The sequence below is a fragment of the Pseudomonas sp. P108 genome, from assembly GCF_032613195.1.
Lineage (GTDB): Bacteria > Pseudomonadota > Gammaproteobacteria > Pseudomonadales > Pseudomonadaceae > Aquipseudomonas.
The window spans coordinates 6263506-6288226 of sequence record NZ_CP126691.1 but is presented as its reverse complement, the minus strand read 5'-3'; the positions used below and the strand labels follow the sequence as shown (position 1 = coordinate 6288226).

The 24721-nt window shown below is 60.4% G+C and carries 22 protein-coding genes; 17 read left to right on the top strand and 5 right to left on the bottom strand.

Features of this window, described 5'->3' with window-relative positions:
- Window positions 1-43 precede the first annotated feature (43 nt).
- Window positions 44-469, top strand: a complete 426-nt coding sequence (locus tag QOM10_RS27905; protein WP_316917283.1) for a DUF4399 domain-containing protein — start codon at window positions 44-46, stop codon at window positions 467-469.
- Between the two features lie 119 nt (window positions 470-588).
- Here QOM10_RS27905 and serA read toward each other — a convergent pair whose 3' ends face one another.
- Window positions 589-1818 carry a phosphoglycerate dehydrogenase gene (gene serA / locus QOM10_RS27900; RefSeq protein WP_095121592.1) on the bottom strand — a complete coding sequence of 410 codons (1230 nt, stop codon included), beginning with the start codon at window positions 1816-1818 and terminating at the stop codon, window positions 589-591.
- Window positions 1819-2022: 204 nt separating this feature from the next.
- On the opposite strand from serA, the gene QOM10_RS27895 reads away from it, so the two are divergent.
- From QOM10_RS27895 to QOM10_RS27875, 4 genes are all read left to right on the top strand, one after another.
- The gene (locus QOM10_RS27895; RefSeq protein WP_095121590.1) at window positions 2023-3417 is read left to right on the top strand and encodes an FAD-binding oxidoreductase; all 1395 of its coding nucleotides are present in this window, start codon (window positions 2023-2025) and stop codon (window positions 3415-3417) included.
- Between the two features lie 41 nt (window positions 3418-3458).
- Entirely contained in the window at window positions 3459-4124 is a 666-nt protein-coding gene (locus QOM10_RS27890) for a fumarylacetoacetate hydrolase family protein (protein WP_127930152.1), read from the top strand.
- Between the two features lie 260 nt (window positions 4125-4384).
- A complete protein-coding gene (locus QOM10_RS27880) occupies window positions 4385-5305 on the top strand; it encodes an SdiA-regulated domain-containing protein (RefSeq protein ID WP_316917282.1) in 921 nt (306 codons plus the stop codon).
- 120 nt (window positions 5306-5425) lie between these two features.
- Window positions 5426-6343 (top strand): SdiA-regulated domain-containing protein, encoded by a 918-nt coding sequence (locus tag QOM10_RS27875; RefSeq protein ID WP_150775339.1) that lies wholly within the window; start codon window positions 5426-5428, stop codon window positions 6341-6343.
- A 148-nt stretch (window positions 6344-6491) separates the two neighbouring features.
- On the opposite strand, the gene rpiA is transcribed toward QOM10_RS27875, so the two are convergent.
- On the bottom strand, window positions 6492-7166 hold the full coding sequence (rpiA, locus tag QOM10_RS27870) for a ribose-5-phosphate isomerase RpiA (RefSeq protein WP_007913886.1): 675 nt from the start codon (window positions 7164-7166) through the stop codon (window positions 6492-6494).
- A 147-nt stretch (window positions 7167-7313) separates the two neighbouring features.
- Between rpiA and ilvA the strand changes: the two genes are divergently transcribed.
- Both ilvA and QOM10_RS27860 read left to right on the top strand, forming a co-directional pair.
- Window positions 7314-8828 carry a threonine ammonia-lyase, biosynthetic gene (gene ilvA, locus QOM10_RS27865; protein ID WP_123593571.1) on the top strand — a complete coding sequence of 505 codons (1515 nt, stop codon included), beginning with the start codon at window positions 7314-7316 and terminating at the stop codon, window positions 8826-8828.
- A 40-nt stretch (window positions 8829-8868) separates the two neighbouring features.
- Window positions 8869-9282: a DUF2269 family protein gene (locus QOM10_RS27860; RefSeq protein ID WP_316917281.1), complete on the top strand. Its 414-nt coding sequence runs from the start codon at window positions 8869-8871 to the stop codon at window positions 9280-9282.
- Between the two features lie 105 nt (window positions 9283-9387).
- Here QOM10_RS27860 and QOM10_RS27855 read toward each other — a convergent pair whose 3' ends face one another.
- Complete coding sequence (locus QOM10_RS27855; RefSeq protein WP_053124792.1) at window positions 9388-10044, bottom strand: HAD family hydrolase; 657 nt, start codon at window positions 10042-10044, stop codon at window positions 9388-9390.
- A gap of 143 nt (window positions 10045-10187) precedes the next feature.
- Between QOM10_RS27855 and QOM10_RS27850 the strand changes: the two genes are divergently transcribed.
- Window positions 10188-10667: an RNA pyrophosphohydrolase gene (locus QOM10_RS27850; protein ID WP_003229203.1), complete on the top strand. Its 480-nt coding sequence runs from the start codon at window positions 10188-10190 to the stop codon at window positions 10665-10667.
- 22 nt (window positions 10668-10689) lie between these two features.
- A complete protein-coding gene (gene ptsP / locus QOM10_RS27845; protein ID WP_150775335.1) occupies window positions 10690-12969 on the top strand; it encodes a phosphoenolpyruvate--protein phosphotransferase in 2280 nt (759 codons plus the stop codon).
- Window positions 12970-13204: 235 nt separating this feature from the next.
- Here the strand turns inward: ptsP and QOM10_RS27840 are convergent, their stop codons facing one another.
- Entirely contained in the window at window positions 13205-13951 is a 747-nt protein-coding gene (locus QOM10_RS27840; RefSeq protein WP_127930147.1) for an NRDE family protein, read from the bottom strand.
- Between the two features lie 132 nt (window positions 13952-14083).
- Between QOM10_RS27840 and QOM10_RS27835 the strand changes: the two genes are divergently transcribed.
- The 3 genes from QOM10_RS27835 to QOM10_RS27825 all read left to right on the top strand — a co-directional run bounded on the left by QOM10_RS27835 (window position 14084) and on the right by QOM10_RS27825 (window position 16783).
- Window positions 14084-14866, top strand: coding sequence for a sulfite exporter TauE/SafE family protein (locus QOM10_RS27835; RefSeq protein WP_160042245.1), 783 nt, complete (start codon window positions 14084-14086; stop codon window positions 14864-14866).
- 79 nt (window positions 14867-14945) lie between these two features.
- Window positions 14946-15761, top strand: a complete 816-nt coding sequence (gene lgt, locus QOM10_RS27830; protein ID WP_007913003.1) for a prolipoprotein diacylglyceryl transferase — start codon at window positions 14946-14948, stop codon at window positions 15759-15761.
- Window positions 15762-15811: 50 nt separating this feature from the next.
- Complete coding sequence (locus tag QOM10_RS27825) at window positions 15812-16783, top strand: thymidylate synthase (RefSeq protein WP_316917280.1); 972 nt, start codon at window positions 15812-15814, stop codon at window positions 16781-16783.
- 125 nt (window positions 16784-16908) lie between these two features.
- Here QOM10_RS27825 and cadR read toward each other — a convergent pair whose 3' ends face one another.
- Window positions 16909-17358, bottom strand: a complete 450-nt coding sequence (cadR, locus tag QOM10_RS27820) for a Cd(II)/Pb(II)-responsive transcriptional regulator (protein ID WP_053124784.1) — start codon at window positions 17356-17358, stop codon at window positions 16909-16911.
- An 84-nt stretch (window positions 17359-17442) separates the two neighbouring features.
- On the opposite strand from cadR, the gene QOM10_RS27815 reads away from it, so the two are divergent.
- The 5 genes from QOM10_RS27815 to QOM10_RS27795 all read left to right on the top strand — a co-directional run bounded on the left by QOM10_RS27815 (window position 17443) and on the right by QOM10_RS27795 (window position 24706).
- Window positions 17443-19755, top strand: a complete 2313-nt coding sequence (locus tag QOM10_RS27815; RefSeq protein WP_316917279.1) for a heavy metal translocating P-type ATPase — start codon at window positions 17443-17445, stop codon at window positions 19753-19755.
- Window positions 19756-19768: 13 nt separating this feature from the next.
- Complete coding sequence (locus QOM10_RS27810; RefSeq protein ID WP_316917278.1) at window positions 19769-20632, top strand: LysR family transcriptional regulator; 864 nt, start codon at window positions 19769-19771, stop codon at window positions 20630-20632.
- A gap of 221 nt (window positions 20633-20853) precedes the next feature.
- Window positions 20854-21930 carry a putative 2-aminoethylphosphonate ABC transporter ATP-binding protein gene (locus QOM10_RS27805; protein ID WP_316917277.1) on the top strand — a complete coding sequence of 359 codons (1077 nt, stop codon included), beginning with the start codon at window positions 20854-20856 and terminating at the stop codon, window positions 21928-21930.
- Window positions 21930-23654, top strand: a complete 1725-nt coding sequence (locus QOM10_RS27800; RefSeq protein WP_316917276.1) for a putative 2-aminoethylphosphonate ABC transporter permease subunit — start codon at window positions 21930-21932, stop codon at window positions 23652-23654. Before QOM10_RS27805 ends, QOM10_RS27800 begins: the two co-directional genes overlap by 1 nt.
- Before the next feature lie 26 nt (window positions 23655-23680).
- Window positions 23681-24706, top strand: coding sequence for a putative 2-aminoethylphosphonate ABC transporter substrate-binding protein (locus QOM10_RS27795; protein WP_007912988.1), 1026 nt, complete (start codon window positions 23681-23683; stop codon window positions 24704-24706).
- The last annotated feature ends 15 nt before the right edge of the window (window positions 24707-24721 follow it).

The window sequence follows — 24721 nt, the reverse complement described above, 5'->3', positions numbered from 1 at the left end:
TTGTCATGACCGTGCGGATTTTACGGAAAAACTGGAGAAGAAAATGAAAAGCTTTATGTCACGTGCAGCGTTCGCGGGTGTGCTGATGGGCGTTTCGGTGCTGGCCAGTGCCGCCACACCGGCCCCCAAAGGCGCCGAAGTGTTCATCGTCACTCCCGAAGACGGGGACACGGTTTCGCAGACCTTCACCGTCAAGTTCGGGACCAAGGCCGTCGCACTGGCACCAGCCGGTGATGTCACCAAAAACACCGGTCACCATCACCTGCTGATCGACGCCAAGGAAATTGTTCCTGCCGGTTCGGTCGTCCCTACCGATGCCAACCATATGCACTTCGGCAAGGCGCAGACCCAGGCTGACATCAAGCTCGCCCCGGGCAAGCACACCTTGCAGCTGGAACTTGGCGACAGCGGTCACATGGCATTCGATCCGCCAATCGTCTCGAAGAAAATCACCATCAACGTGGAATAAAAAAGGGAGCCCTTTCGGGGCTCCCTTTTTTATCAGCGGCGAGTTGCAAGCTACGAGCTTCAAGCAAAAGCACAAGCGAACATCACTTGCCGCTTGTAGCTCGCGACTTGTAGCTGTTCTTAGAAAAGAACCCGGCTACGGATAGTGCCGTTGACGTGCTGCAGCTTCTCTTGCGCCAGCTCCGAGTACTCGGCGTCGACGTCGATCACCACGTAGCCAACCTTCTCGTTGGTCTGCAGGAACTGACCGGAGATGTTGATGCCGTTTTCGGCGAAGACCTTGTTGATCTCGCTCATCACACCCGGGATGTTCTCGTGGATGTGCAGCAGACGGTGCTTGCCAGGGTGAGCCGGCAGGGCCACTTCCGGGAAGTTCACCGACGAAACGGACGTACCGTTGTCGCTGTACTTGACCAGTTTTTCTGCCACTTCCAGACCGATGTTGGCTTGCGCTTCGGCGGTCGAACCACCGATGTGCGGAGTCAGGATCACGTTGTCGAGGCCACGCAGCGGGCTTTCGAACTCTTCGTCGTTGGAGCGTGGCTCCACCGGGAATACATCGATGGCCGCGCCGATCAGGTGCTTGTCCTTGATCGCGTCCGCCAGGGCGTCCAGCTCGACCACGGTGCCGCGCGCCGCGTTGATCAGGATGCCGCCCTTTTTGATGGCGCGGATTTCCTTCTCGCCGATCATCCACTGGGTCGCAGCGGTTTCCGGAACGTGCAGGGTGACGATGTCGGACATGCCCAGCAGCTCGGTCAGGCTACCGATCTGAGTCGCGTTGCCCAGCGGCAGTTTGGTTACGGTGTCGTAGAAGTACACCTGCATGCCCAGGCCTTCAGCCAGAACCGACAGCTGCGTACCGATCGAGCCGTAGCCGACGATGCCGAGTTTCTTGCCACGGATCTCGAAGGAGTTGGCTGCGGACTTGATCCAGCCGCCACGGTGGCAGGAAGCGTTTTTCTCCGGGATGCCGCGCAGCAGCAGGATCGCTTCGGCCAGCACCAGCTCGGCAACGGAGCGGGTGTTGGAGTACGGCGCGTTGAACACGGCAATACCGCGCTCACGGGCAGCACTCAGGTCAACCTGGTTGGTGCCGATGCAGAAACAGCCGACCGCAACCAGCTTCTTCGCGTGATCGAAGATCTCTTCGGTCAGTTGGGTGCGCGAACGAATGCCGATGAAGTGAGCGTCAGCGATCTTTTCCTTGAGCTGGGCTTCCGGCAAGGAACCTGTCAGGTATTCGATGCTGGTGTAGCCCGCCGCCTTGAGGACGTCGACAGCCGATTGGTGGACGCCTTCGAGAAGAAGGAACTTGATCTTGCTCTTATCGAGAGAAGTCTTGCTCATCTGCGTAAACCTGTATCCCGGAGAAAAATGGCAGGAAATGGTCAACAGACGCTGACCCGGACGACAAGAAAGTCGTCTCCGCGGATCTGGCCTTGGGCACTGTCCTGCGGGGTCGATATGCTAGCATAGCCTCCCCGCTAAACACTCATTCCTGCGACGTGAAGCGTTCTCAGGATGACCATGAATTGTTCGAGAGTTCTGTCGATGACCAATCCTGCCCTGATTGAAGAACTGAAGACCCTGGTCGAGCCTGGCAAGGTCCTGACCGACGCCGACTCCCTGAATGCGTATGGTAAGGATTGGACCAAGCACTTCGCCCCGGCGCCAAGCGCCATCGTGTTTCCCAAGACCATCGAGCAGGTGCAGGCGGTGGTCCGTTGGGCCAACACGCACAAGGTGGCGCTGGTGCCATCGGGCGGGCGCACCGGGCTTTCTGCGGCTGCGGTAGCGGCCAACGGCGAAGTGGTCGTGTCGTTCGACTACATGAATCAGATTCTCGACGTGAACCTCACCGACCGCACCGCCGTTTGTCAGCCGGGCGTGGTCACCGAGCATTTGCAGAACGTCGCCGAAGAAAAAGGCCTGTACTACCCGGTCGATTTCGCTTCGGCAGGTTCCAGCCAGATTGGCGGCAACATCGGCACCAATGCCGGCGGGATCAAAGTTATTCGCTACGGCATGACCCGCAACTGGGTCGCAGGCATGAAAGTCGTCACCGGCAAGGGCGACGTGCTCGAACTGAACAAAGACCTGATCAAGAACGCCACCGGTTACGACTTGCGCCAGTTGTTCATCGGCGCTGAAGGCACCCTCGGTTTCGTCGTCGAAGCGACGATGCGCCTTGATCGCGCGCCGAAAAACCTCACCGCGATGGTGCTTGGCACCGCCGATTTCGACTCGATCATGCCGGTGCTGCACGCCTTCCAGGGCAAACTCGATCTGACTGCGTTCGAATTCTTCTCCGACAAAGCCTTGGCCAAAGTCATGGGTCGTGGCGACGTTCCGGCGCCATTCGAAACCGACTGCCCGTTCTACGCATTGCTGGAATTCGAAGCGACCACTGAGGAAGTGGCCAACAGCGCCCTGGAAACCTTCGAGCATTGCGTCGAACAGGGCTGGGTGCTGGACGGCGTGATGAGCCAGAGCGAAACCCAGCTGCAGAATCTGTGGAAGCTGCGCGAATACATCTCCGAAACCATCTCGCACTGGACACCGTACAAGAACGACATCTCGGTCACCGTGTCGAAAGTTCCGGCATTTCTAAAGGAAATCGACGCGATCGTCGGTGAACACTACCCGGATTTCGAAATCGTCTGGTTCGGCCACATCGGCGACGGCAACCTGCACTTGAACATCCTCAAGCCGGATAACCTGAGCAAGGACGAGTTCTTCGCCAAGTGCGCGACCGTCAACAAGTGGGTGTTTGAAACCGTCGAGAAGTACAACGGTTCGATCTCCGCCGAGCACGGCGTGGGCATGACCAAGCGCGATTACTTGACCTACAGCCGCTCCCCGGTCGAGATCGAGTACATGAAAGCGGTGAAAGCGGTGTTCGACCCGAACGGCATCATGAACCCGGGCAAGATTTTCGCGGTTTGATCGACAATCTTTGATGAATCAATGAAGGCAGGAGTCGGTAAATGAGCTATCAGCACCAGTACGTCGACGGCACGCGCATCCACTTCCCGATCGGGAAAGTCGTGTGCATTGGCCGTAATTACGCCGAACACGCCAAGGAACTGGACAACCCGGTGCCTACCGAGCCGTTGCTGTTCATCAAGCCGGGCAGTTGCGTGGTCGAGCTGGAAGGCGGTTTCGCCATTCCGACCGAACGCGGTTCTGTGCACTACGAGGCGGAAATCGCCGTGTTGATCGGCAAGCCGTTGTCGACCAAACCGAGCCGTGAAGAAGTGCTCGACGCGATCTCCGGGTTCGCCCCGGCGCTGGACCTGACCCTGCGCGACAAGCAGGCGGAGCTGAAAGCCAAGGGCCTGCCGTGGGAAATCGCCAAGTCGTTCGACGGCGCGGCGGTGATTGCGCCGTTCGTGGTTGGCAGCACCTTTGCTGACCTGACCGACATAGGCATTCGCCTGACCATCAACGGCGAAGTGCGTCAGGACGGCAACAGCAGCGCGATGCTCAACCCGATCGTGCCGATGATCCAGCACATGGCCGGCTGCTTCTCGCTGCAGGCCGGTGACGTGATCCTCACCGGTACGCCGGTGGGTGTTGGCCCGCTGAGCGTGGGCGATGACATCGTCCTCGAACTGGTTGGCGCGAGCAGCTTCACCAGCAACGTGCGCTAACCGCCACGCCGCAAATCCCCTGTGGGAGCGAGCCTGCTCGCGAAGGCGCCAGGTCAGTCGACATCATCGTTGCCTGACACTCCGTCTTCGCGAGCAGGCTCGCTCCCACATTTGTGTGATCCACCTTGCAAGCGTGCAGGGCAATCCCGCCATTTGCCGTTTTTTTCACATCCTGTACGGATAATTCCTCTCATTCTGGCGTCTGAGCCGGCCTCTTTGTGCTATTACCCATAGCCTGAATTTTCGGAACGCGTCCCTCGATGTCATCTCAAACTCAGCTCAAACCCACCCGCCGTTCACGTTTCGCCCTGCGTTGGTATGTCTGGCTCTTGCTGGTGATTGCTGCCGCTTATGCCGTGGCGTTTGCCATGCATTGGGATGATCGCGGGGTGCTCTGGCTGCAGGAACGCTTCGAAAGCCAGGCCGAGCAGAAGGAAAGTATCTGGCTGCCGGACTACCGGGTGGTGATCGATGCCAAGCCGTTGACCGGTATGGAGAAGGACGAGGCCTCGGATCTGTCGTACAACCCGCAGACCAAAACGCTGTTTTCGGTGATGGGGAAAAACCCGTTTCTCGCCGAGCTGACTTTACAGGGTGAGGTGCTGCGCAAGATGCCGCTGGTGGGCTGGAGCAATCCGGAAGGCCTGACGATGATGGAAAACGGCCTGTTGGCCATCGTCGATGAGCGCCAGCACATGCTGTCGATCGTCAAGGTCGACGCCGACACCCGCGAATTGCACATCGCTGACTTCCCGAAATACGATCTCGGCCCGTCGAAAGACCAGAACAAAGCCTTCGAAGCCATTACCTGGGATGCCCATAATCAGCAATTGCTGCTCGGTGAGGAGCGGCCACCGGCGCTGTTCACCTGGAAGAGCGATGGCAGCCAGACCCTCAAGGGCGACAAGCAAAAACTCGCCAGTGATGAACTGGATATTCGCAATCTCTCGGCCTTGGCGATTGACCCGCGCACCCAGCACACACTGGTGCTGTCCGCCGACTCACATCTGCTGCTGGAGCTGGACGAGAAGGGCGAGCAGGTCAGCTTCATGACCCTGCTCGGCGGTTTCAATGGCCTGAAAAACACCATTCCCCGCGCCGAAGGCGTGACCATGGACGAAGCGGGTACGCTGTACATGGTCAGTGAGCCGAACCTGTTCTATCGCTTCGAAAAACAGTAATAACTGTCCTCGCGGCAATTTCAGACAAGTCTGATTGTCCTGACAGGCAAGTGGCCATTAAGCTTCAGTTCAGATGGGCGTGATATTTCATCCGCCTGTTTTGATCCCGAGCTCATCCGAATGCGTCGACTTGCCCGTCCCAAACCCCTGATGATCATCCTGTCGGTGATTGCCCTGATCGCGTTGATCGCGATCGGCCAATACATGCGCCTGTTCGAGCGCGCCTGGTTTAACTTGCACACCCTGTGGCAACCGCAGAGTAGCGAGTCGATTGGGCTGGATCAGTATCGCGTCGAGATTGAAGCGCGGGTGATTGACGGGCTGGACGACGATGTCTCGGCGCTGACCTTCGATCCGGTGCGCAAAAGCCTGTTCACCGTGACCAACAAGAATTCCGAACTGGTCGAACTGTCGCTCGAAGGCCAGATCCTGCGGCGCATCGCCCTGATTGGTTTCGGCGATCCGGAAGCCGTCGAGTTCATCAGCGCCGACACCTACGTGATCACTGATGAGCGTCAGCAGCGGTTGATCAAGATTCACCTGGAAGCAGACACCACGTTCCTCGACGCAGATGATGCCGAGCAGATGACCCTTGGCGTGCATATGGCCAGCAACAAGGGTTTTGAAGGCCTGGCGTATGACTCGGTGGGCAAGCGCCTGTTTGTCGCGAAAGAACGCAACCCGATGCTGATCTACGAAGTGCACGGCTTTCCGCACTTCAATCCGGAGAAATCCTACGCGGTGCATGTGATCAACGACCCCAAGCGCGATGCCGGGATGTTTGTGCGCGATCTGTCGAGCTTGCAATACGACGAGCGCAGCGGGCATTTACTGGCGCTGTCGGATGAGTCGAGATTGATTCTCGAGCTGGATGTGGGCGGGCGTCCGTTGAGTACGATGTCCATCAGTGGCGGGCGTCAGGGTTTGAAGAAGACCGTGCCGCAGGCGGAAGGCATCGCGATGGATGATGACGGGACGTTGTATCTGGTGAGTGAGCCGAACCTGTTTTACGTCTTCAAAAAACCAACGCCGAACTAACCAACACCACAAAACCATTGTAGGAGTGAGCCTGCTCGCGATAGCGGTGTGTCAGTCGACAACAATATCAACTGATAGACCGCTATCGCGAGCAGGCTCACTCCTACAGGGGGATTTCGTTTGTCCACAAATATGTGGGTGACCGGGATTACTCAGCCTTGAGGGTTTTCACACCTTCGCTAGTACCCAGCAACAGCAAGTCCGCCGGACGCGCCGCGAACAAGCCGTTGGTGACCACGCCGACAATCGCATTGATTTGCGCTTCCAGCTCCACCGGGTTGGTGATCTGCAGGTTGAACACGTCGAGAATGATGTTGCCGTTGTCGGTCAGCACGCCTTCGCGGTACACCGGGTCGCCGCCCAGTTTCACCAGTTGGCGAGCGACATGGCTGCGCGCCATCGGGATCACTTCGACCGGCAGCGGGAACTCGCCCAGCACCGGTACCAATTTGCTGGCGTCGGCGATGCAGATGAAGGTCTTGGCCACAGCCGCGACGATCTTCTCGCGGGTCAGTGCGGCGCCGCCGCCCTTGATCAGGTTCAGGTGCGCATCGCTTTCGTCGGCGCCATCAACGTAGAACTCCAGGTCGCTGACGGTGTTCAGCTCATACACCGGAATTCCGTGGCCCTTGAGGCGCGCGGCGGTAGCTTCGGAACTGGCCACCGCGCCATCGAACGCGCCCTTGTGCTGGGCCAGGGCGTCGATGAAGCAGTTGGCGGTGGAGCCGGTGCCGACCCCGACAATGCTCTTGTCGTCGAGTTTCGGAAGGATGAAGTCGACGGCGGCCTGAGCCACTGCCTGTTTGAGTTGATCCTGGGTCATGCGGGCTCCGGAAGCGGGCAAGGTGAGAACGGAAAGGCCGGCATTATAGCCGCAAGCGCGGCTAAAACCTCTGGATTCGTGTGGTCGTGCGGGCAAAAGCCGGGTTAGACTCCTCGGTCCCGCTCAACCGCTCAGTGATGCTTTCCGATGCTCGAACAGTACGTCAAAAAGATCCTCACCTCGCGCGTTTATGACGTTGCCGTAGAAACCCCGCTGCAGAACGCTCGCCAGCTCTCCGAGCGGCTGGGCAATGACATTTGGCTCAAGCGCGAAGACTTGCAGCCAGTGTTCTCGTTCAAGATTCGCGGCGCCTACAACAAACTGACGCAACTGAGCGATGAAGAGCGCGCCCGTGGCGTGGTCACCGCGTCGGCGGGCAACCATGCGCAGGGCCTGGCCCTGGCGGCGAAAGTGCTGGGCGTAAAAGCCACCATCGTCATGCCCAAGACCACCCCCGAGATCAAAGTCGAAGGCGTGCGTTCGCGCGGCGGCAAAGTGGTGCTGCACGGTGATTCGTTCCCGGAAGCCCTGGCCTACTCGCTGAAACTGGTCGATGAAAAAGGTTACGTCTACATCCACCCGTACGACGATCCGCACACCATTGCCGGGCAGGGCACCGTGGCGATGGAGATTCTGCGCCAGCACCCGCAGCCGCTGGACGCGATTTTCGTTCCGGTCGGCGGCGGCGGTCTGATCGCTGGCATCGCCGCGTACGTCAAATACCTGCGTCCGGACATCAAAGTCATCGGCGTCGAGCCGGACGATTCCAACTGCTTGCAAGCGGCGATGGCCGCCGGTGAGCGCGTGGTGTTGCCGACCGTGGGCATCTTCGCCGACGGCGTGGCGGTGGCACAGATCGGCCAGCACACCTTCGACATCTGCAAAGACTATGTTGATGAAGTGATCACTGTCAGCACCGACGAGATCTGTGCAGCAATTAAAGATATCTACGACGATACCCGCTCGATCACCGAACCTGCCGGTGCTTTAGGCGTGGCCGGAATCAAGAAATACGTCGAGTTGCGCGGCGTCAGTGGCCAGACTTTCGTGGCCATCGACTCCGGTGCCAACGTCAACTTCGACCGCCTGCGTCATGTTGCCGAGCGCGCCGAACTGGGTGAGGGTCGTGAAGCGATCATCGCCGTGACCATTCCCGAGAAGGCCGGCAGCTTCAAGGCGTTCTGCGAGGCCGTCGGCAAGCGCCAGATCACTGAATTCAATTACCGATACAACACCGGCAGCGAAGCGCACATTTTCGTCGGCGTGCAGACCCACCCGGACAACGATCCGCGCAGCGCACTGCTGGCCAGCCTGACCGAGCAGGGTTTCCCGGTCGTCGACCTGACCGACAACGAACTGGCCAAACTGCACATCCGCCACATGGTCGGCGGGCACGCGGCGCACGTGATTGATGAGGTGGTGTTCCGCTTCGAGTTCCCGGAACGTCCGGGGGCGCTGTTCAACTTCCTTAATAAGCTCGGTGGGCGCTGGAACATTTCGATGTTCCATTACCGCAACCACGGCGCTGCCGATGGCCGTGTGGTCGCGGGCCTGCAAGTGCCGCACGACGAGCGTCATCTGGTGCCGGCGGCCCTTGAGGAAATCGGTTACCCGTACTGGGATGAAAGCGAGAACCCGGCCTATCAGCTGTTTCTTGGCTGAGCGGCTACGCTGATGGGCATGGCCCAAGGAAGAGAAATTCATGGAAACCCTGACCACCCTGAAAGTTCTTCACGTCGCGGCGACCGTGGTGATCCTCGCCAGCGGGTTGGGGCTCGCTGCTCTGACTTGGCGTAATCGCAGCGAAGGGCCGGCCAGCACGATGCAGCGCCCTTGGCTGTTTATCTGGTGCTTGATGCTGATCGCGATGCTCAGCATGCCCTTCACTGGCTGGTGGCTGGTGCATTTGATTGGCTGGCCGTTGGGGCAATTCTGGATTCTGGGTTCCAGCGTGATTTATGCCGTGGCCACGTTGAGCGCAGTGTGGCTGCTGGTGCGACTTAATCGGCTGTGGACTAGCGGGGTTGGCAACTGGAAATTCAATCTGGCGCTGGCGGTTGTCAGCGGCGTCGGGTTTCTCGCCATTGCGGCTTTGATGGGTGCCAAGCCTGTCTAGGGCTTCAGACCGTGTCGACCCCATTCGCGAGCAGGCTCGCTCCCACAGGGGATTTGTGAACGACACAGATCCAATGTGGGAGCGAGCCTGCTCGCGAAGGCATAATCAGCCGCGCAACGAAATCACCGGCCAGCCACGCTTCTCAGCCTCAGCCCGCAGATTCGGATCCGGATCGACAGCCACCGGATTCGCCACCTGCTCCAGCAGCGGCAAATCATTCATCGAATCGCTATAGAAATAGCTGTCATCCAACGAATACCCGGTCTCTTCCAGCCAACGGTTCAGGCGCGTCACCTTGCCTTCGCGGAAGCAAGGAATATCAGTGCTGCGCCCGCTGTAACGGCCATCGACCATTTCACATTCAGTGGCAATCAGGGTTTCAACGCCCAGACGCACAGCAATCGGCGCGGTGACGAAGCGGTTGGTCGCGGTGATGATCACCAGTTTGTCGCCGGCGTCGCGGTGCTTTTTCAGCAGTTCCAGCGCCTGCGGCAACACGATCGGTTCGATGCAGTCGCGCATGTAATCGCTGTGCCATTGCTCGAGCACGGCCATGTCGGTGCGGCCGAGGATCTCCAGGCAGAAGTTCAGGTACGCGGCGTTATCCAGTTTGCCGGCCAGGTAATCCTGATAGAACTCGTCGTTGCGCGCTTTGTACGCAATCGGGTCGAGGAAGCCGCGTTCACACAGATAGTCGCCCCAGGCGTGATCGCTGTCGCCGCCCAGAAGGGTGTTGTCCAAATCGAAGAGTGCCAGGCGCATTGCAGTTACCCGCTGATAAGTCTGTAAAAAGGCGACAAGAATACGGTCTTTTCACAAGAGTGCACATAAGGTAGGAAGCTTCGTTGCCGCCTTATCAACCTTTGTGGAACAATGCGGCGACATGCGTTTGCGAGGTTGTTGCCGTGATCGACCCCGATGGTTTCCGCCCCAATGTCGGGATCATTCTGACGAATGACGCCGGCCAGGTGCTATGGGCTCGCCGTATCAATCAAGATGCCTGGCAGTTTCCGCAAGGGGGAATCAACCCTGAAGAGACGCCGGAAGACGCCTTGTACCGCGAGCTGAACGAAGAAGTTGGCCTGGAACGTGAAGATGTTGAAATACTGGCCTGTACTCGGGGCTGGTTGCGCTATCGTTTGCCGCAACGTCTGGTGCGTACCCACAGCCAACCGCTGTGCATCGGCCAGAAACAGAAATGGTTTCTCCTGCGCCTGATCTCCAACGAGCAGCGGGTGCGGATGGATTTGACCGGTAAACCGGAGTTCGATGGCTGGCGCTGGGTCAGCTATTGGTATCCGTTGGGCCAGGTGGTGACATTCAAGCGCGAGGTGTATCGCCGCGCCCTCAAAGAGCTTGCCCCGCGCCTTTTAGCGCGCGACTGACGACGGAGTTCGACCCCGAGCCATGCTCAATACGCTGCGCAAGATCGTCCAGGAAGTCAACTCCGCCAAGGATCTCAAGGCGGCGTTGGGGATTATTGTGTTGCGCGTCAAAGAGGCCATGGGCAGCCAGGTCTGCTCGGTCTACCTGCTTGATCCCGAGACCAACCGCTTCGTCCTGATGGCCACCGAGGGCTTGAACAAGCGCTCGATCGGCAAGGTCAGCATGGCACCCAACGAAGGTCTGGTCGGTCTGGTCGGCACGCGTGAAGAACCCCTGAACCTCGAAAACGCTTCGGTTCACCCGCGCTACCGCTACTTCGCCGAAACCGGTGAAGAGCGTTATGCCTCGTTCCTCGGCGCACCGATCATTCACCACCGCCGCGTCGTCGGCGTGTTGGTCATCCAGCAAAAAGAGCGCCGCCAGTTCGACGAAGGTGAAGAAGCTTTCCTCGTGACCATGAGCGCGCAGCTTGCCGGCGTTATCGCCCACGCCGAGGCCACAGGTTCCATCCGCGGTCTGGGCCGTCAGGGCAAAGGCATTCAGGAAGCCAAGTTCGTCGGCGTGCCGGGTTCGCCGGGTGCGGCGGTCGGTACCGCGGTGGTCATGCTGCCGCCGGCGGATCTCGACGTGGTGCCGGACAAGACCATCACCGACATCAACGCCGAGCTGGCGCTGTTCAAGACCGCCATCGAAGGCGTGCGCGCCGACATGCGCGCGTTGTCCGCCAAGCTCGCGACCCAGCTGCGCCCGGAAGAGCGCGCGCTGTTCGACGTCTACCTGATGATGCTCGACGATGCCTCGCTGGGCAGCGAAATCACCACCGTGATCAAGACCGGCCAGTGGGCCCAGGGCGCACTGCGTCAGGTGGTCACTGAGCACGTCAACCGTTTCGAATTGATGGACGACGCCTACCTGCGTGAGCGTGCCTCGGACGTCAAAGACCTCGGTCGGCGCCTGCTCGCGTATTTGCAGGAAGAGCGTCAGCAGAACCTGGTCTACCCGGAAAAGACCATTCTGGTCAGCGAAGAGCTGACGCCGGCGATGCTCGGCGAGGTGCCGGAAGGCACGCTGGTCGGTCTGGTCTCGGTACTCGGTTCGGGTAACTCCCACGTCGCGATTCTTGCCCGGGCCATGGGCATTCCGACGGTGATGGGTCTGGTCGACCTGCCGTACGCCAAGGTCGACGGCATCGAAATGATCGTCGACGGCACACGCGGCGAGGTCTACACCAACCCGAGCGAAGTGCTGCGCAAGCAGTTCGCCGAAGTCGTCGAAGAAGAGAAACAACTGGCGCTGGGCCTCGACACCCTGCGCGACCTGCCATGCGTGACCCTTGACGGCCACCGCATGCCGCTGTGGGTCAACACCGGTCTGCTGGCCGATGTGGCACGGGCGCAGAAGCGTGGCGCCGAGGGTGTCGGCCTGTACCGCACCGAAGTGCCGTTCATGATCAACCAGCGCTTCCCGAGCGAGAAAGAACAACTGGCGATCTACCGCGAGCAGCTCGCCGCATTCCACCCGCAACCGGTGACCATGCGCAGCCTCGACATCGGTGGCGACAAGTCGCTGTCGTACTTCCCGATCAAGGAAGACAACCCGTTCCTCGGCTGGCGCGGCATTCGCGTCACCCTCGATCACCCGGAAATCTTCCTGGTGCAGACCCGCGCAATGCTCAAGGCCAGCGAAGGCCTGAACAACCTGCGGATTCTGCTGCCGATGATCTCCGGCACCCACGAACTCGAAGAAGCCCTGCACCTGATCCACCGGGCCTGGGGCGAAGTGCGCGACGAAGGCACCGACGTGCCGATGCCGCCGATTGGCGTGATGATCGAGATCCCGGCGGCGGTGTACCAGACCAAGGAACTGGCGCGGATGGTCGATTTTCTGTCCGTCGGCTCCAACGACCTGACCCAGTATTTGCTGGCGGTCGACCGTAACAACCCGCGTGTGGCCGATCTTTACGATTACCTGCATCCGGCGGTGCTGCAAGCTTTGCAGACCGTGGTGCGCGATGCCCATGCCGAAGGCAAACCGGTGAGTATCTGCGGCGAGATGGCCGGTGATCCGGCGGCGGCGGTGCTGTTGATGGCGATGGGTTTCGACAGTTTGTCGATGAACGCCACCAACTTGCCGAAGGTGAAGTGGATGTTGCGTCAGGTCAATCTGAGCAAGGCCCAGGAGTTGTTGGCCGAGTTGATGACCATTGATAACCCGCAAGTGATCCACAGCTCGCTGCAATTGGCGCTGAAGAACCTTGGGTTGTCGAAGATGCATCCGCCGGCGGTTATCAAGGCCGTCTAAAGATCAAAAGCCCCTCACCCTAACCCTCTCCCAAAGGGAGAGGGGACTGATTGGGGGATGCTGCAAAACTCCGCCGACCTGAAAGTGCTGTGCTGAATCCATAATCGACTCACACGGACAAGAAGGTGCTGTGTTGAATCCATAATCGACTCGGTCTTTCAGGTCGATGTATGGCTCAAGACACCTCGGTCGGCCCCCTCTCCCTTTGGGAGAGGGCTGGGGTGAGGGTCGGCTTTTAAGCTTTTATCTCCACCTCGCCCAAATGCCCGCCATACGGCCCAAAACTCCGCTCGACCATCCGCCGCGACCCATCCGCCTGCACCACCAGCGCCGTACTCGCCCGCGTCCCGTAACTCTGACTGGCAATAAACACACTCGACAGCAATGTTTCAGTGGCCAGACCCACCCCGGTATCCGGCAATTCAGCTTCCGGCGCGGTCTGGGCATCGCTTAGCAAATCGAGCAAGTTCTGCGGTTGCGGATCATCCAGCACCGCACTCAACCCAGCCTTGGCCTTGAGCAACTTCGGCCACGGCGTATCCAGCCCGGCATTGGATAACCCATAGACGCCCGATTCCAGCATCACCGGTTCCGACAACCGCGCATTGAAGTGCCAAAGCTCATGACTGTTGCCGAGCAACAGATTAAACCCGGCATATTCCGCCGAACGCCCGACCACATCGCTCAAATAATCATCAATCGACGCATCGCCGGTCAGAAACCGCGCCACCAGTTCCCCTCGTGACTTGCGCGCTGGCGCCTGCTGCGGATCGCGAATATTGGTCAACGCAGCAAAGCGGCCGTTGGCGCCAATCCCCAGCCAGGTGCCGCCGGCCTCAAGATCACGCCCGGCATGCACATGCGGCGCCTCCGGCCACTGCGCCAAGGGCAGGCTCGGCCGGGCGTAGAACTCGTCACGGTTGGCCGCGACGATCAGCGGCTGGGCATCGCCCGGGCGCCAGGCGAAAACAATCAGGCACATAAGGTGGTCCTTGTGTGTTTTTTGTCCACTGTACGCATCCGGCGTCCGTGCATCCATCGCCAGTGGAGCCAAAGGGTGTGCATCCGTTACCATGCCGCTCCGGTTTTGGGGATGCGGTCTGGGGAGACGGTCATGGAATTTCTGCTCTATCTGGCGCTGGGCGCCTGTGCGGGCGTGCTGGCCGGACTGTTTGGCGTCGGCGGCGGGATCATCATCGTCCCGGTGCTGGTGTTCAGTTTCACCTTGCAGGGCTTTGATCAGTCGATTCTCACCCATCTGGCGGTCGGCACGTCGCTGGCGACGATCATCTTCACCTCGGTCAACGCCGTGCGTGAGCATCATCGACGAGGCGCGGTGCGCTGGCCGATCTTCATGTGGATGGCCGTCGGCATTCTGCTCGGTGCAGGTTTCGGTGCGCTGACCGCTGAAGCGATTTCCGGCCCGCATCTGCAAAAGATCATCGGCGTGTTTGCCTTGATCATCTCGGTGCAACTGGCGCTGGACATCAAACCCAAGGCCAGCCGAACGGTGCCGGGTAAACTCGGTCTGACCGTGGCCGGCAGCATCATCGGTTGGGCCTCGGCGATTTTTGGTGTCGGTGGCGGCTCGTTGACCGTGCCGTTCCTGACCTGGCGCAGCGTGCCGATGCAGCAAGCGGTGGCAACGTCATCGGCCTGCGGTCTGCCGATTGCCTTGGTCAGTGCATTAAGTTTCATGATTCTGGGCTGGCACGATCCGTTGTTGCCGCCGCATAGTCTCGGTTTTGTGTATTTGCCGGCGTTGTTGGGCATTGCCCTGACCAGTATGGTTTTCGCCCGCATCGGCGCGCGTTTGGCGCATCGGTTGTCGCCGCGCTTGCTGAAACGGCTGTTCGCCGCTTTGCTGTTCAGCGTCGGGTTAAGCTTTCTGCTTTAACCGCGTCGCAATCCTGGCTTAATCCTGAGGTGGCAGCGTCGCCCGGGAATTTTGGTTTCAACTCTAACGAGGAGTCGCAATGCTGCCTTACCCGCAGATCGACCCGGTGGCCCTGGCCATCGGTCCGCTGAAAATCCACTGGTACGGTCTGATGTACCTGATCGGCATCGGCGGTGCGTGGCTGCTGGCGTCGCGCCGGCTCAACCGTTTCGACCCGACCTGGACCAAGGAGAAACTCTCCGACATGGTCTTCTGGATGTCGATGGGCGTGATCGTCGGTGGACGTCTGGGTTACGTGCTGTTCTACGATCTGAGTGCTTATCTGGCCAACCCGACGCTGATTTTCGAAGTGTGGAAGGGCGGCATGTCGTTCCACGGCGGTTTCATCGGCGTAATGCTGGCCGCGTTGTGGTTTGGCAAGCGTAACGGCAAGTCGTTCTTCCAGTTGATGGACTTCGTCGCACCAATGGTGCCGATCGGTCTGGGCGCCGGGCGCATCGGTAACTTCATCAACGCGGAGTTGTGGGGCAAAGCCACCGACGTGCCGTGGGCCATGGTCTTCCCGCCATTCAGCGATCCGGCGCAACTGCCGCGTCACCCGTCGCAGCTCTATCAGTTCGCGCTCGAAGGCGTGGCGCTGTTCCTGATTCTGTGGATTTTCTCGCGCAAACCGCGTCCGACCATGGCCGTATCGGGCATGTTCGCGCTGTTTTACGGCATCTTCCGTTTCATCGTCGAATTCGTCCGCGTACCGGATGCGCAGCTGGGCTACTTGGCGTGGAACTGGCTGACCATGGGCCAGGTACTCTGCGTGCCGATGATCGTCGGCGGGCTGTTCCTGATCTGGCTGGCCTATCGTCGCGCACCGGCAGCACCGCTCGCGCCGACGGCTTAAACTACGAACCCCGGCGCGCGACGCCGGGGCTCAAAGGACACAGGTAACTCATGAAGCAATATCTCGAACTGGTCTCGCACGTCATTAAGAACGGCACCAAGCAAGCCAACCGCACCGGCATCAACACCATCAGTTTCCCGGGTGCGATGCTGCGTTTCGATCTGCAGGAAGGTTTTCCGGCGATCACCACGCGCAAAATGGCCTTCAAATCGGCCATCGGCGAGATGTGCGGTTTTCTCCGTGGCGTGAACAACGCCGCTGAATTCCGTGCGCTGGGCTGCAAGGTCTGGGACCAGAACGCCAACGAAAACGCGCAGTGGCTGGCCAACCCGTTCCGTCAGGGCGACGACGACCTCGGCGAAATCTACGGCGTGCAATGGCGCAAATGGCCGGCGTACAAGCAGATCCCGCTGAGCAACACCGCCGCCATCGAACAAACCTTGAGCAACGGCTACAAGCAGATCGCTCAGGGCGAAGAAGACGGCCAGGCCTACGTGGTGCTGTACAAAGCCATCGATCAGGTGCGTCAGTGCGTCGACACGATCATCAACGATCCGGGTAGCCGCCGTATTCTGTTCCACGGCTGGAACGTTGCTCAGCTGGATGAAATGGCCCTGCCGCCATGCCATCTGCTGTACCAGTTCCACCCGAATGTCGAGACCAAGGAAATCTCCCTGACCCTCTACATCCGCTCCAACGATCTGGGTCTGGGCACACCGTTCAACCTCACCGAAGGCGCCGCGCTGCTGAGCCTGATCGGTCGCCTGACCGGCTACACGCCGCGTTGGTTCACCTATTTCATCGGTGATGCGCATGTCTACGAGAACCATCTGGACATGCTCAACGAACAGCTCAAGCGCGAGCCGTTTGCCATGCCGAAGCTGAAAATTTCGGATCGTGTGCCGGAGTTTGCCAAGACTGGCGTGTACCAGCCGGAATGGCTGGAGCTGGTCGAGCCGAGCGATTTCTCGCTGGAAGGCTACGAGCATCACGCGCCAATGACTGCGCCAATGGCGGTCTAAGCCGTTGCATAAAACCCCTGTGGGAGCGAGCCTGTTCGCGAAGAGGGCGTGTCAGTCATAGAGATGTCGACTGATACACCGCTTTCGCGAGCAGGCTCGCTCCCACATTTGGTTTTGCGTGAGTCTTAATGGCCGTGGCTGCGGCCAACATGGGAGTGTTCCACTTCCGTGGCGACAACCCCGCCACTCACTTCCAGCCGCTGCAGAATCCCGCATTGTTCCGCCCCCGGCCCTTCGCCACAACGTTGGCGCAGGTCGAGCAGTTGTGTCTGCAACGCCAGCAACCCATCAATCCGCGCCTTCACATGCTGAATGTGCTCATCGATCAGCGTATTCACGCTTTCACACTGATCCTGCGGGCTATCACGCATGGCCAGCAGGCTGCGGATTTCTTCGAGGGTCATGTCGAGGGTGCGGCAGTTGCGGATGAAGGTCAGGCGTTCGGCGTGCGCCTGGGTGTAGACGCGGTAGTTGCCGTCGCTGCGGGCCGGCTCCGGCAGGAGGTTTTCGCGCTCGTAGTAGCGGATGGTTTCCACGGCGCAGTCGGTGAGTTTGGCCAGTTCTCCGATCTTCATGACGGCAATCTCCAAAAGGGTGCTTGACCCTATAGTGGCTACAGGGTCTTTACTTGGCAACAGGCACCTTCATGGACGCGACCAATGAGCGATTCCCAGCACACCCACAAGCCCGGCGACGGCCACGATCACAGTCATAAATTGCAGCCTGTGCATAAACATGCCCACGGCGGCGACTCTTGCTGCGGGCCGAAAGTTGCAGCGCCGGCACCGGTTCATGCGCACGAAGATTCCTGCTGCTCATCGAAAGCCGCCGCGCCTGCGCTGGTGCAACTGAGCGAGAAAACCAGCGCCGACGCGCGGCTGAGCAGTTTCCGTATCGAGGCGATGGACTGCCCGACCGAGCAGACGCTGATCCAGAACAAGCTCGGCAAACTCGCCGGCGTGCAGCAACTGGAATTCAACCTGATCAACCGCGTACTTGGCGTGACTCACAATCTGCCGGGTACCGAGCCGATCACCGAGGCGATCAAATCCCTCGGCATGCACGCCGAGCCGCTGGAGGCGGGCGTCGAAGCGCCGGCCCCGGCACCGGTGAAAAAACACTGGTGGCCGCTGGCGCTGTCCGGTGTCGGCGCGCTCGCCGCTGAAGTCATTCACTTCACCAATGCCGCTCCGACCTGGGTGGTGGCGATCATCGCGCTGGTGTCGATCCTCAGCGGTGGCCTGACCACCTATAAAAAGGGCTGGATCGCCCTGAAGAACCGCAACCTCAACATCAACGCGCTGATGAGCATCGCCGTCACCGGTGCCATCCTCATCGGCCAGTGGCCGGAAGCGGCGATGGTGATGTTCCTGTTCACCGTCGCCGAGCTGATCGAAGCGCGCTCGCTGGACCGTGCGCGCAATGCGATCAGCGGTTTGATGCAGATGACGCCGGAGCAAGCCACGGTGTTGCAGGCTGACGGCAGCTGGATTGAGCTGGATGTGAAAAGCGTCGAACTCGGCGCCCGCGTACGGGTGAAGCCGGGCGAGCGCATCGCGCTGGACGGCGAAGTGGCCAGCGGCAGTTCGACCATCGACCAGGCGCCGATCACTGGGGAAAGCCTGCCGGTAGAAAAAACCGTCGGCGACAAAGTCTTCGCCGGCACCATCAACCAGGCCGGTTCGCTGGAATACACGGTGACCGCCGCAGCGAATAACTCGACCCTGGCGCGCATCATCCATGCCGTTGAACAGGCTCAAGGTGCGCGCGCGCCGACCCAGCGCTTCGTCGATCAGTTCTCGAAAATCTACACGCCCGTGGTGTTCGTGTTTGCCTTGGCCGTGGCGATCATTCCGCCGCTGTTCATGGGCGCTGTGTGGTTCGACTGGATCTACCGCGCGCTGGTGCTGTTGGTGGTCGCGTGCCCGTGTGCACTGGTGATTTCGACTCCGGTGACCATCGTCAGCGGCCTCGCGGCAGCGGCGCGCAAAGGCATTCTGGTCAAGGGCGGCGTGTACCTCGAGGGCGGTTTCAAGCTCGATTATCTGGCGCTGGATAAAACCGGCACGATCACTCACGGCAAACCGGTGCAGACCGATTACCTGTCGCTGGACCCAACCGCCGATGCCTCCGCGCCGGCTATCGCTGCTGCGTTGGCCGGACGCTCCGATCACCCGGTGTCGCTGGCCATCGCCAACGCCGCTGTGGATAAAAACTTCGCAGCGCTGATTGTGGATAACTTCGAAGCGTTGGGCGGGCGTGGCGTCAAAGGCGAGATCAACGGCCAGACCTACCACTTGGGCAACCATCGCTTGGTCGAAGAGTTGGGCCTGTGCTCGCCGGCACTGGAAGAGAAACTCTTCGCGCTGGAGAAACAGGGCAAATCCGTGGTGCTGCTGCTGCTCGACAATTCCGGCCCGCTGGCACTGTTCGCGGTGGCGGATACCGTCAAGGAAACCAGTCGCGAAGCAATCCGTCAGCTCCACGAACTCGGGGTGAAAACCCTGATGCTCACCGGCGACAACGTCCACACCGCCCAGGCGATTGCCGCACAGGTTGGCATCGACGAAGCGCGTGGCGACTTGCTGCCGACCGACAAACTGCAAGCCATCGAAGACCTTTATGCACAGGGCCGGCGGGTCGGCATGGTCGGTGACGGCATCAACGACGCGCCGGCACTGGCCCGCGCCGAGATCGGTTTTGCCATGGCCGCTGCCGGCACCGACACCGCGATCGAAACCGCCGATGTCGCCCTGATGGACGATGATCTGCGCAAGATCCCGGCGTTCATCAGCCTGTCGCGCAACACCGCGAGCATCCTGAAACAGAACATCGCGCTGGCCCTGGTGATCAAAGCTATCTTTCTTGCGGTAACCTTCGCTGGGCTCGCCACCATGTGGATGGCGGTGTTCGCCGACATGGGCGTGAGCCTGCTGGTGGTGTTCAACGGTTTGCGCCTGCTGCGCAAATAGATGAGGAAAGGTTGTGCTGAGTGCCGAGCTGAAAGCGTTTTACATGGTCGCCCGCCTGGGCAGCATCACGCTGGCGGCGAAAAAACTCGGCCTCAGCCAACCGACCGTGACCACGCAGATCCGCAATTTGGAAAGTCAGTACTCGGTGGAGTTGTTCTACCGTGGCGGCCGGCGTCTGAGCGTCAGCGACGAAGGCGCGCGGTTGCTGCCGATGGTCAAGACGCTGCTGCAGCAGGAGGCCGACATCGAGTTTTTCCTGCGCAACAGCGGTCAGGTGCAGGGCACGTTGCGCATCGCGGCGACGGCGCCGTATTACATCCTCGATCTGGTGAAGACCTTTCGCGAGCGTCTGCCGCAGGTGGAAGTGTCGGTGGAAATCGGCAACTCGCAGCAAGTGCTGGAAGCGCTAGAGGATTACCGCGTGGACATCGCCGCGTCGTCGCAATTGCTCGATGACGCGCGGTTGATTCGTCGGGTGTTGGGCACTGATCCGCTGGTGCTGGCGGTGCATCGCAATCATCCGCTGGCGGCGCAGGAGCATGTGGCGTTGAGTGCGCTGGCCGGGCATACCTTGTTGATGCGTGAATCCGGTTCAACCACGCGGCAGCTGACGGAAGAGTTGCTCGCGAGTGCCGGGGTGAGCTTCGGGCCGTTGCTGGAGATTGGCAGCCGTGAGTCGATTCGTGAGGCGGTGTTGCGCAATATCGGCATCAGCATCATTGCCCGGCAGGAAGTGCCGCATGATCCGCAGTTGCGCGTGCTGACGATCGAGAATGCGCCGCAGATTCCCGAGTACCTCTATTGCCTGAAAGAGCGCAAGGGCGCGCGGTTGCCGGCGGCGTTTCTCGGTTTGGCCCAGGAAATGTCCCCCGCGTAATGATCGTTCCCACGCTCCGCGTGGGAATGCAGCCCGGGACGCTCTGCGTCCCAACAGCCGAACGCGGAGCGTCCGATGAGGCATTCCCACGCAGAGCGTGGGAACGATCTCTGGTGAACCAAAATCCCCGAATACCACTATCGGCCGTTTTTGCCTCGTTGCCACATGACGGACGCATTACAACTCTAGGATTGGCCCCATCTGCTTGATGAGGTCTGTCCATGAATCCTGCCATCGCAACTGCCCTGACCAACCCCGGTGCGCCGATGAAAGTGCGCGGCGTGCAGAAACGCTTCGGCGCTTTCACCGCGCTGGATAACGTCTCACTCGACGTCGCCGCCGGTGAACTGGTGTGCCTGCTCGGCCCGTCGGGCTGCGGCAAAACCACGTTGCTGCGCTGCATCGCCGGTCTGGAGAAGCAGGACAGCGGCGAGCTGTACCTCGGCGAGCGCGACGTCTCGCACCTCGCCCCGCAAGCCCGTGATTACGGGATTCTGTTCCAGTCTTACGCGCTGTTCCCCAATCTGACCGTCGAGGCGAATATTGCCTACGGCCTTGCTGGCTGCGGTCGCGATGAAGTGCGCCAGCGCGTCGGACAGATGCTGGAACTGGTCGGCCTCACCGGCAGCGAGAAAAAGTACCCCGGCCAATTGTCCGGCGGCCAACAGCAACGTGTAGCGCTGGCCCGCGCGCTGGCGCCGGCACCATCGCTGTTGTTGCTTGATGAACCGATGTCGGCCCTCGACGCCCGGGTCCGCGAGCATCTGTGCACCGAGCTGCGCCAACTGCAACGCAACCTTGGCATCACCACCCTGATGGTCACGCACAATCAGGACGAAGCCATGCTGATGGCCGACCGTATCGCGGTGATGAACAACGGCCGCGTCGAGCAGTACGCCACCCCGCAGGAAATCTACAACCGCCCGGCCACGCCGTTCGTGGCCGAGTTTGTCGGCCAGGGCAACTGGTTGCCGTTCCAACGCAGCAGCGACACTCACGCGCAGGTCGGCGGGATGAACCTGCGCCTCAGTGACGGCAGCGTTCAGCGCGCCTCCGGCCGTTTGTTCTGCCGTCCGGAAGCGATCAACGTCAATCCGCTGGTACACGAAGAAAACCTGTTCCCGGCCAAAGTCCGCGAGATCACCTTCCTCGGCAACCGCTGCCGCATGAGTTTCGAACTCGATCAACTGCCGGGCCACGCACTGCTCGCCGAACTCGCCCCGGAAGCCATGCCGCGCCTCGGCGCCCAGCAGATCATGGTCGCCTTGCCGCCGCGCAGCCTGCAGGTGTTTGCCTGATGAACAGCAATCTCGCGCTGCCGCTACCGCACAAGCAGGTGCGACAGTCTTCGAAAGCCGAGATCGGCGATCGCATTTTTGTCGTCGGCGGCAAAGTCCTTCTGCTGCTGTTACTCGGCGTCGCGGTATTGCTGCCGTTGCTGGCGATCTTCTGGCGCGGCTTCAGCAGTGAAGCCGGGCAGGGCGGTGGCTGGCTCGCGGCGAAGGAACTGGTGAGCAGCGAGAATTTCCACTGGCTGCTTGGCAACAGTCTGAAAGTATCCCTCAGCGTGGCGGCCATCGTCGTACCGCTGGCTTACCTGTTTGCCTACGCACTGCAACGCACGATGATTCCGGCGAAGGGCATCTGGCGCGGGATTTCCCTGCTGCCGCTGATGGCGCCGTCGATGTTGCCCGGAATTGCATTGGTCTATCTGTTCGGCAATCAGGGCATGTTGCGCGGATTGCTCTCGGACAATATCTACGGGTTCTGGGGGATTGTGCTGGGCGAGGTGATTTACACCTTCCCACATGCGCTGATGATTCTGCTCTCGGCATTGTCGCTGGCCGATGCGCGACTGTTCGATGCAGCGTCGAGCATGGGCGCCAGCCCGGCCAAGGCGTTTCGTAGCATCACCTGGCCGGCCACTCGCCAGGCCGTGTTCGCCGCGTTCTGTCTGGTGTTCACCCTGACCATCACCGATTTCGGCGTGCCGGTGGTGGTCGGTGGCGACTATCAAGTGCTGGCGCTGGAGGCCTACAAAGCCGTGGTCGGCCAACAACAATTCGGTCGCGGCGCATTGATCGGCATGGTGCTGTTGCTGCCGGCGCTGTTCAGCTTCGGCGTTGATGCCTGGCTGCGTCGGCGTCACGGCGACTCCATGAGCGGGCGTGCGCAGGTGTTCAAACCGGCGCCGTCGAAACTGCGCGACGGCTGTTACCTGGCGATTGTCTTGCTGATCAGCGCCGCGTTGATTCTGGTGTTCGGCATGGCGGTGTTCTCGTCGCTGGTGAAGTTCTGGCCGTACAACCTGTCGCTGTCGCTCAACCACTATCAGTTCAACGAAACCGCTGGCGGTGGCTGGCTGGCTTACAGCAACAGTTTGAAAATGGCCTTGGGCACGGCGTTGATCGGCAGTGTGTTGATCTTCACCGGCGCTTATCTGATGGAGAAAACCCGCACTCAGCGCGGCCTCAACCTCGCGTTGCGCATGCTCAGTTTCGTGCCGATGGCGGTGCCGGGACTGGTGCTTGGTCTCGGTTATGTTTTCTTCTTCAACCTCACGGGTAACCCGCTGCATGTGCTCTACGGGACGATGACGCTGCTGATCGTCTGCACCATCGCGCACTACCTGACCACCGCACAAATGACCGCGACCACCGCATTGCGCCAACTCGACGCCGAGTTCGAAGCCGCCGCGCTGTCGCTCAAGGCGCCGCTGTACCGCCACTACCTGCGCGTCACCGTGCCGATCTGCCTGCCGGCGCTGCTGGACATCGTGCGCTACCTGTTCGTCTCGGCGATGACCACTGTGTCGGCGGCGATTTTTCTCTACAGCCCCGACACCATCCTCGCGGCGGTGGCGGTGCTGAACATGGATGACGCCGGCAACGTCGGCGGCGCGGCGGCGATGTCGACCCTGATTCTGTTCACCTCGGCGGGCGTGTCCTTGCTGCTGGCGTGGGCTTCGCGCGGCTTGCTGCGCCGTTCTCAAGCCTGGCGGCAAACCGCGCCCGGTCACTGATTCAACTCACTTACAGGAAAACGATCATGTTCAAGCCTATGGCCCTGGCCGCAGCTGTGCTCGCTACTTTCAGCCTGAATGCCTTCGCGGCAAAAACCGAGTTGACGGTGTACACCGCCCTCGAAGCCGAACAACTGAAGTCCTACAAAGAAGCCTTTGAAAAGGCCAACCCGGACGTCGAGATCAAATGGGTGCGTGATTCCACCGGGATCATCACCGCCAAACTGCTCGCCGAAAAGGCCCGTCCACAGGCTGACGCGGTGTGGGGCCTGGCTGCTTCGAGCCTGGCGATTCTCGACCAGCAAGGCATGCTGCAAAGCTACGCGCCGAAGGATCTCGGCAAGATCGGCGCGAACTACCGCGACGCCGCGAACCCGCCCGCGTGGGTCGGCATGGACGTCTGGGCCGCGACGATTTGCTTCAACACCGTTGAGGCTGAGAAGCAGGGCCTGACCAAACCCGTGAGCTGGCAGGATCTGACCAAGCCTGAGTACAAAGGCAAGATCGTCATGCCCAACCCGGCGTCGTCCGGCACCGGTTTCCTCGACGTCAGCGCCTGGCTGCAAACCTTTGGCGAGAAGCAGGGCTGGGCCTACATGGACGGTCTGCACCAGAACATCGGCCAGTACGTTCACTCCGGTTCCAAGCCTTGCAAGTTAGCAGCGGCGGGCGAGTTCCCGATCGGGATTTCCTTTGAATACCCGGCGGTACAGCTGAAGCGTCAGGGCGCGCCGCTGGACATCATCCTGCCGAAGGAAGGTCTGGGTTGGGAGATCGAAGCGACTGCCGTGATCAAAGGCACGCCGCATGAAGAAGCGGCGAAGAAACTGGCTGACTTCTCGGCGAGTGCCGAGGCGATGGATCTGTACAAGGAGAACTTCGCTGTCCTCGCGCAACCGGGCATCGCCAAGCCGCAGACCGAATTGCCGGCGGATTACGAGCAGCGCCTGATCAAGAACGATTTTGCCTGGGCCTCAAAGAATCGCGACGAGATTCTGACCGAGTGGCGCAAGCGTTATGACGGCAAGTCCGAGAAAGTCGCCGCCAAGTAACCGTTGCCGATCGTT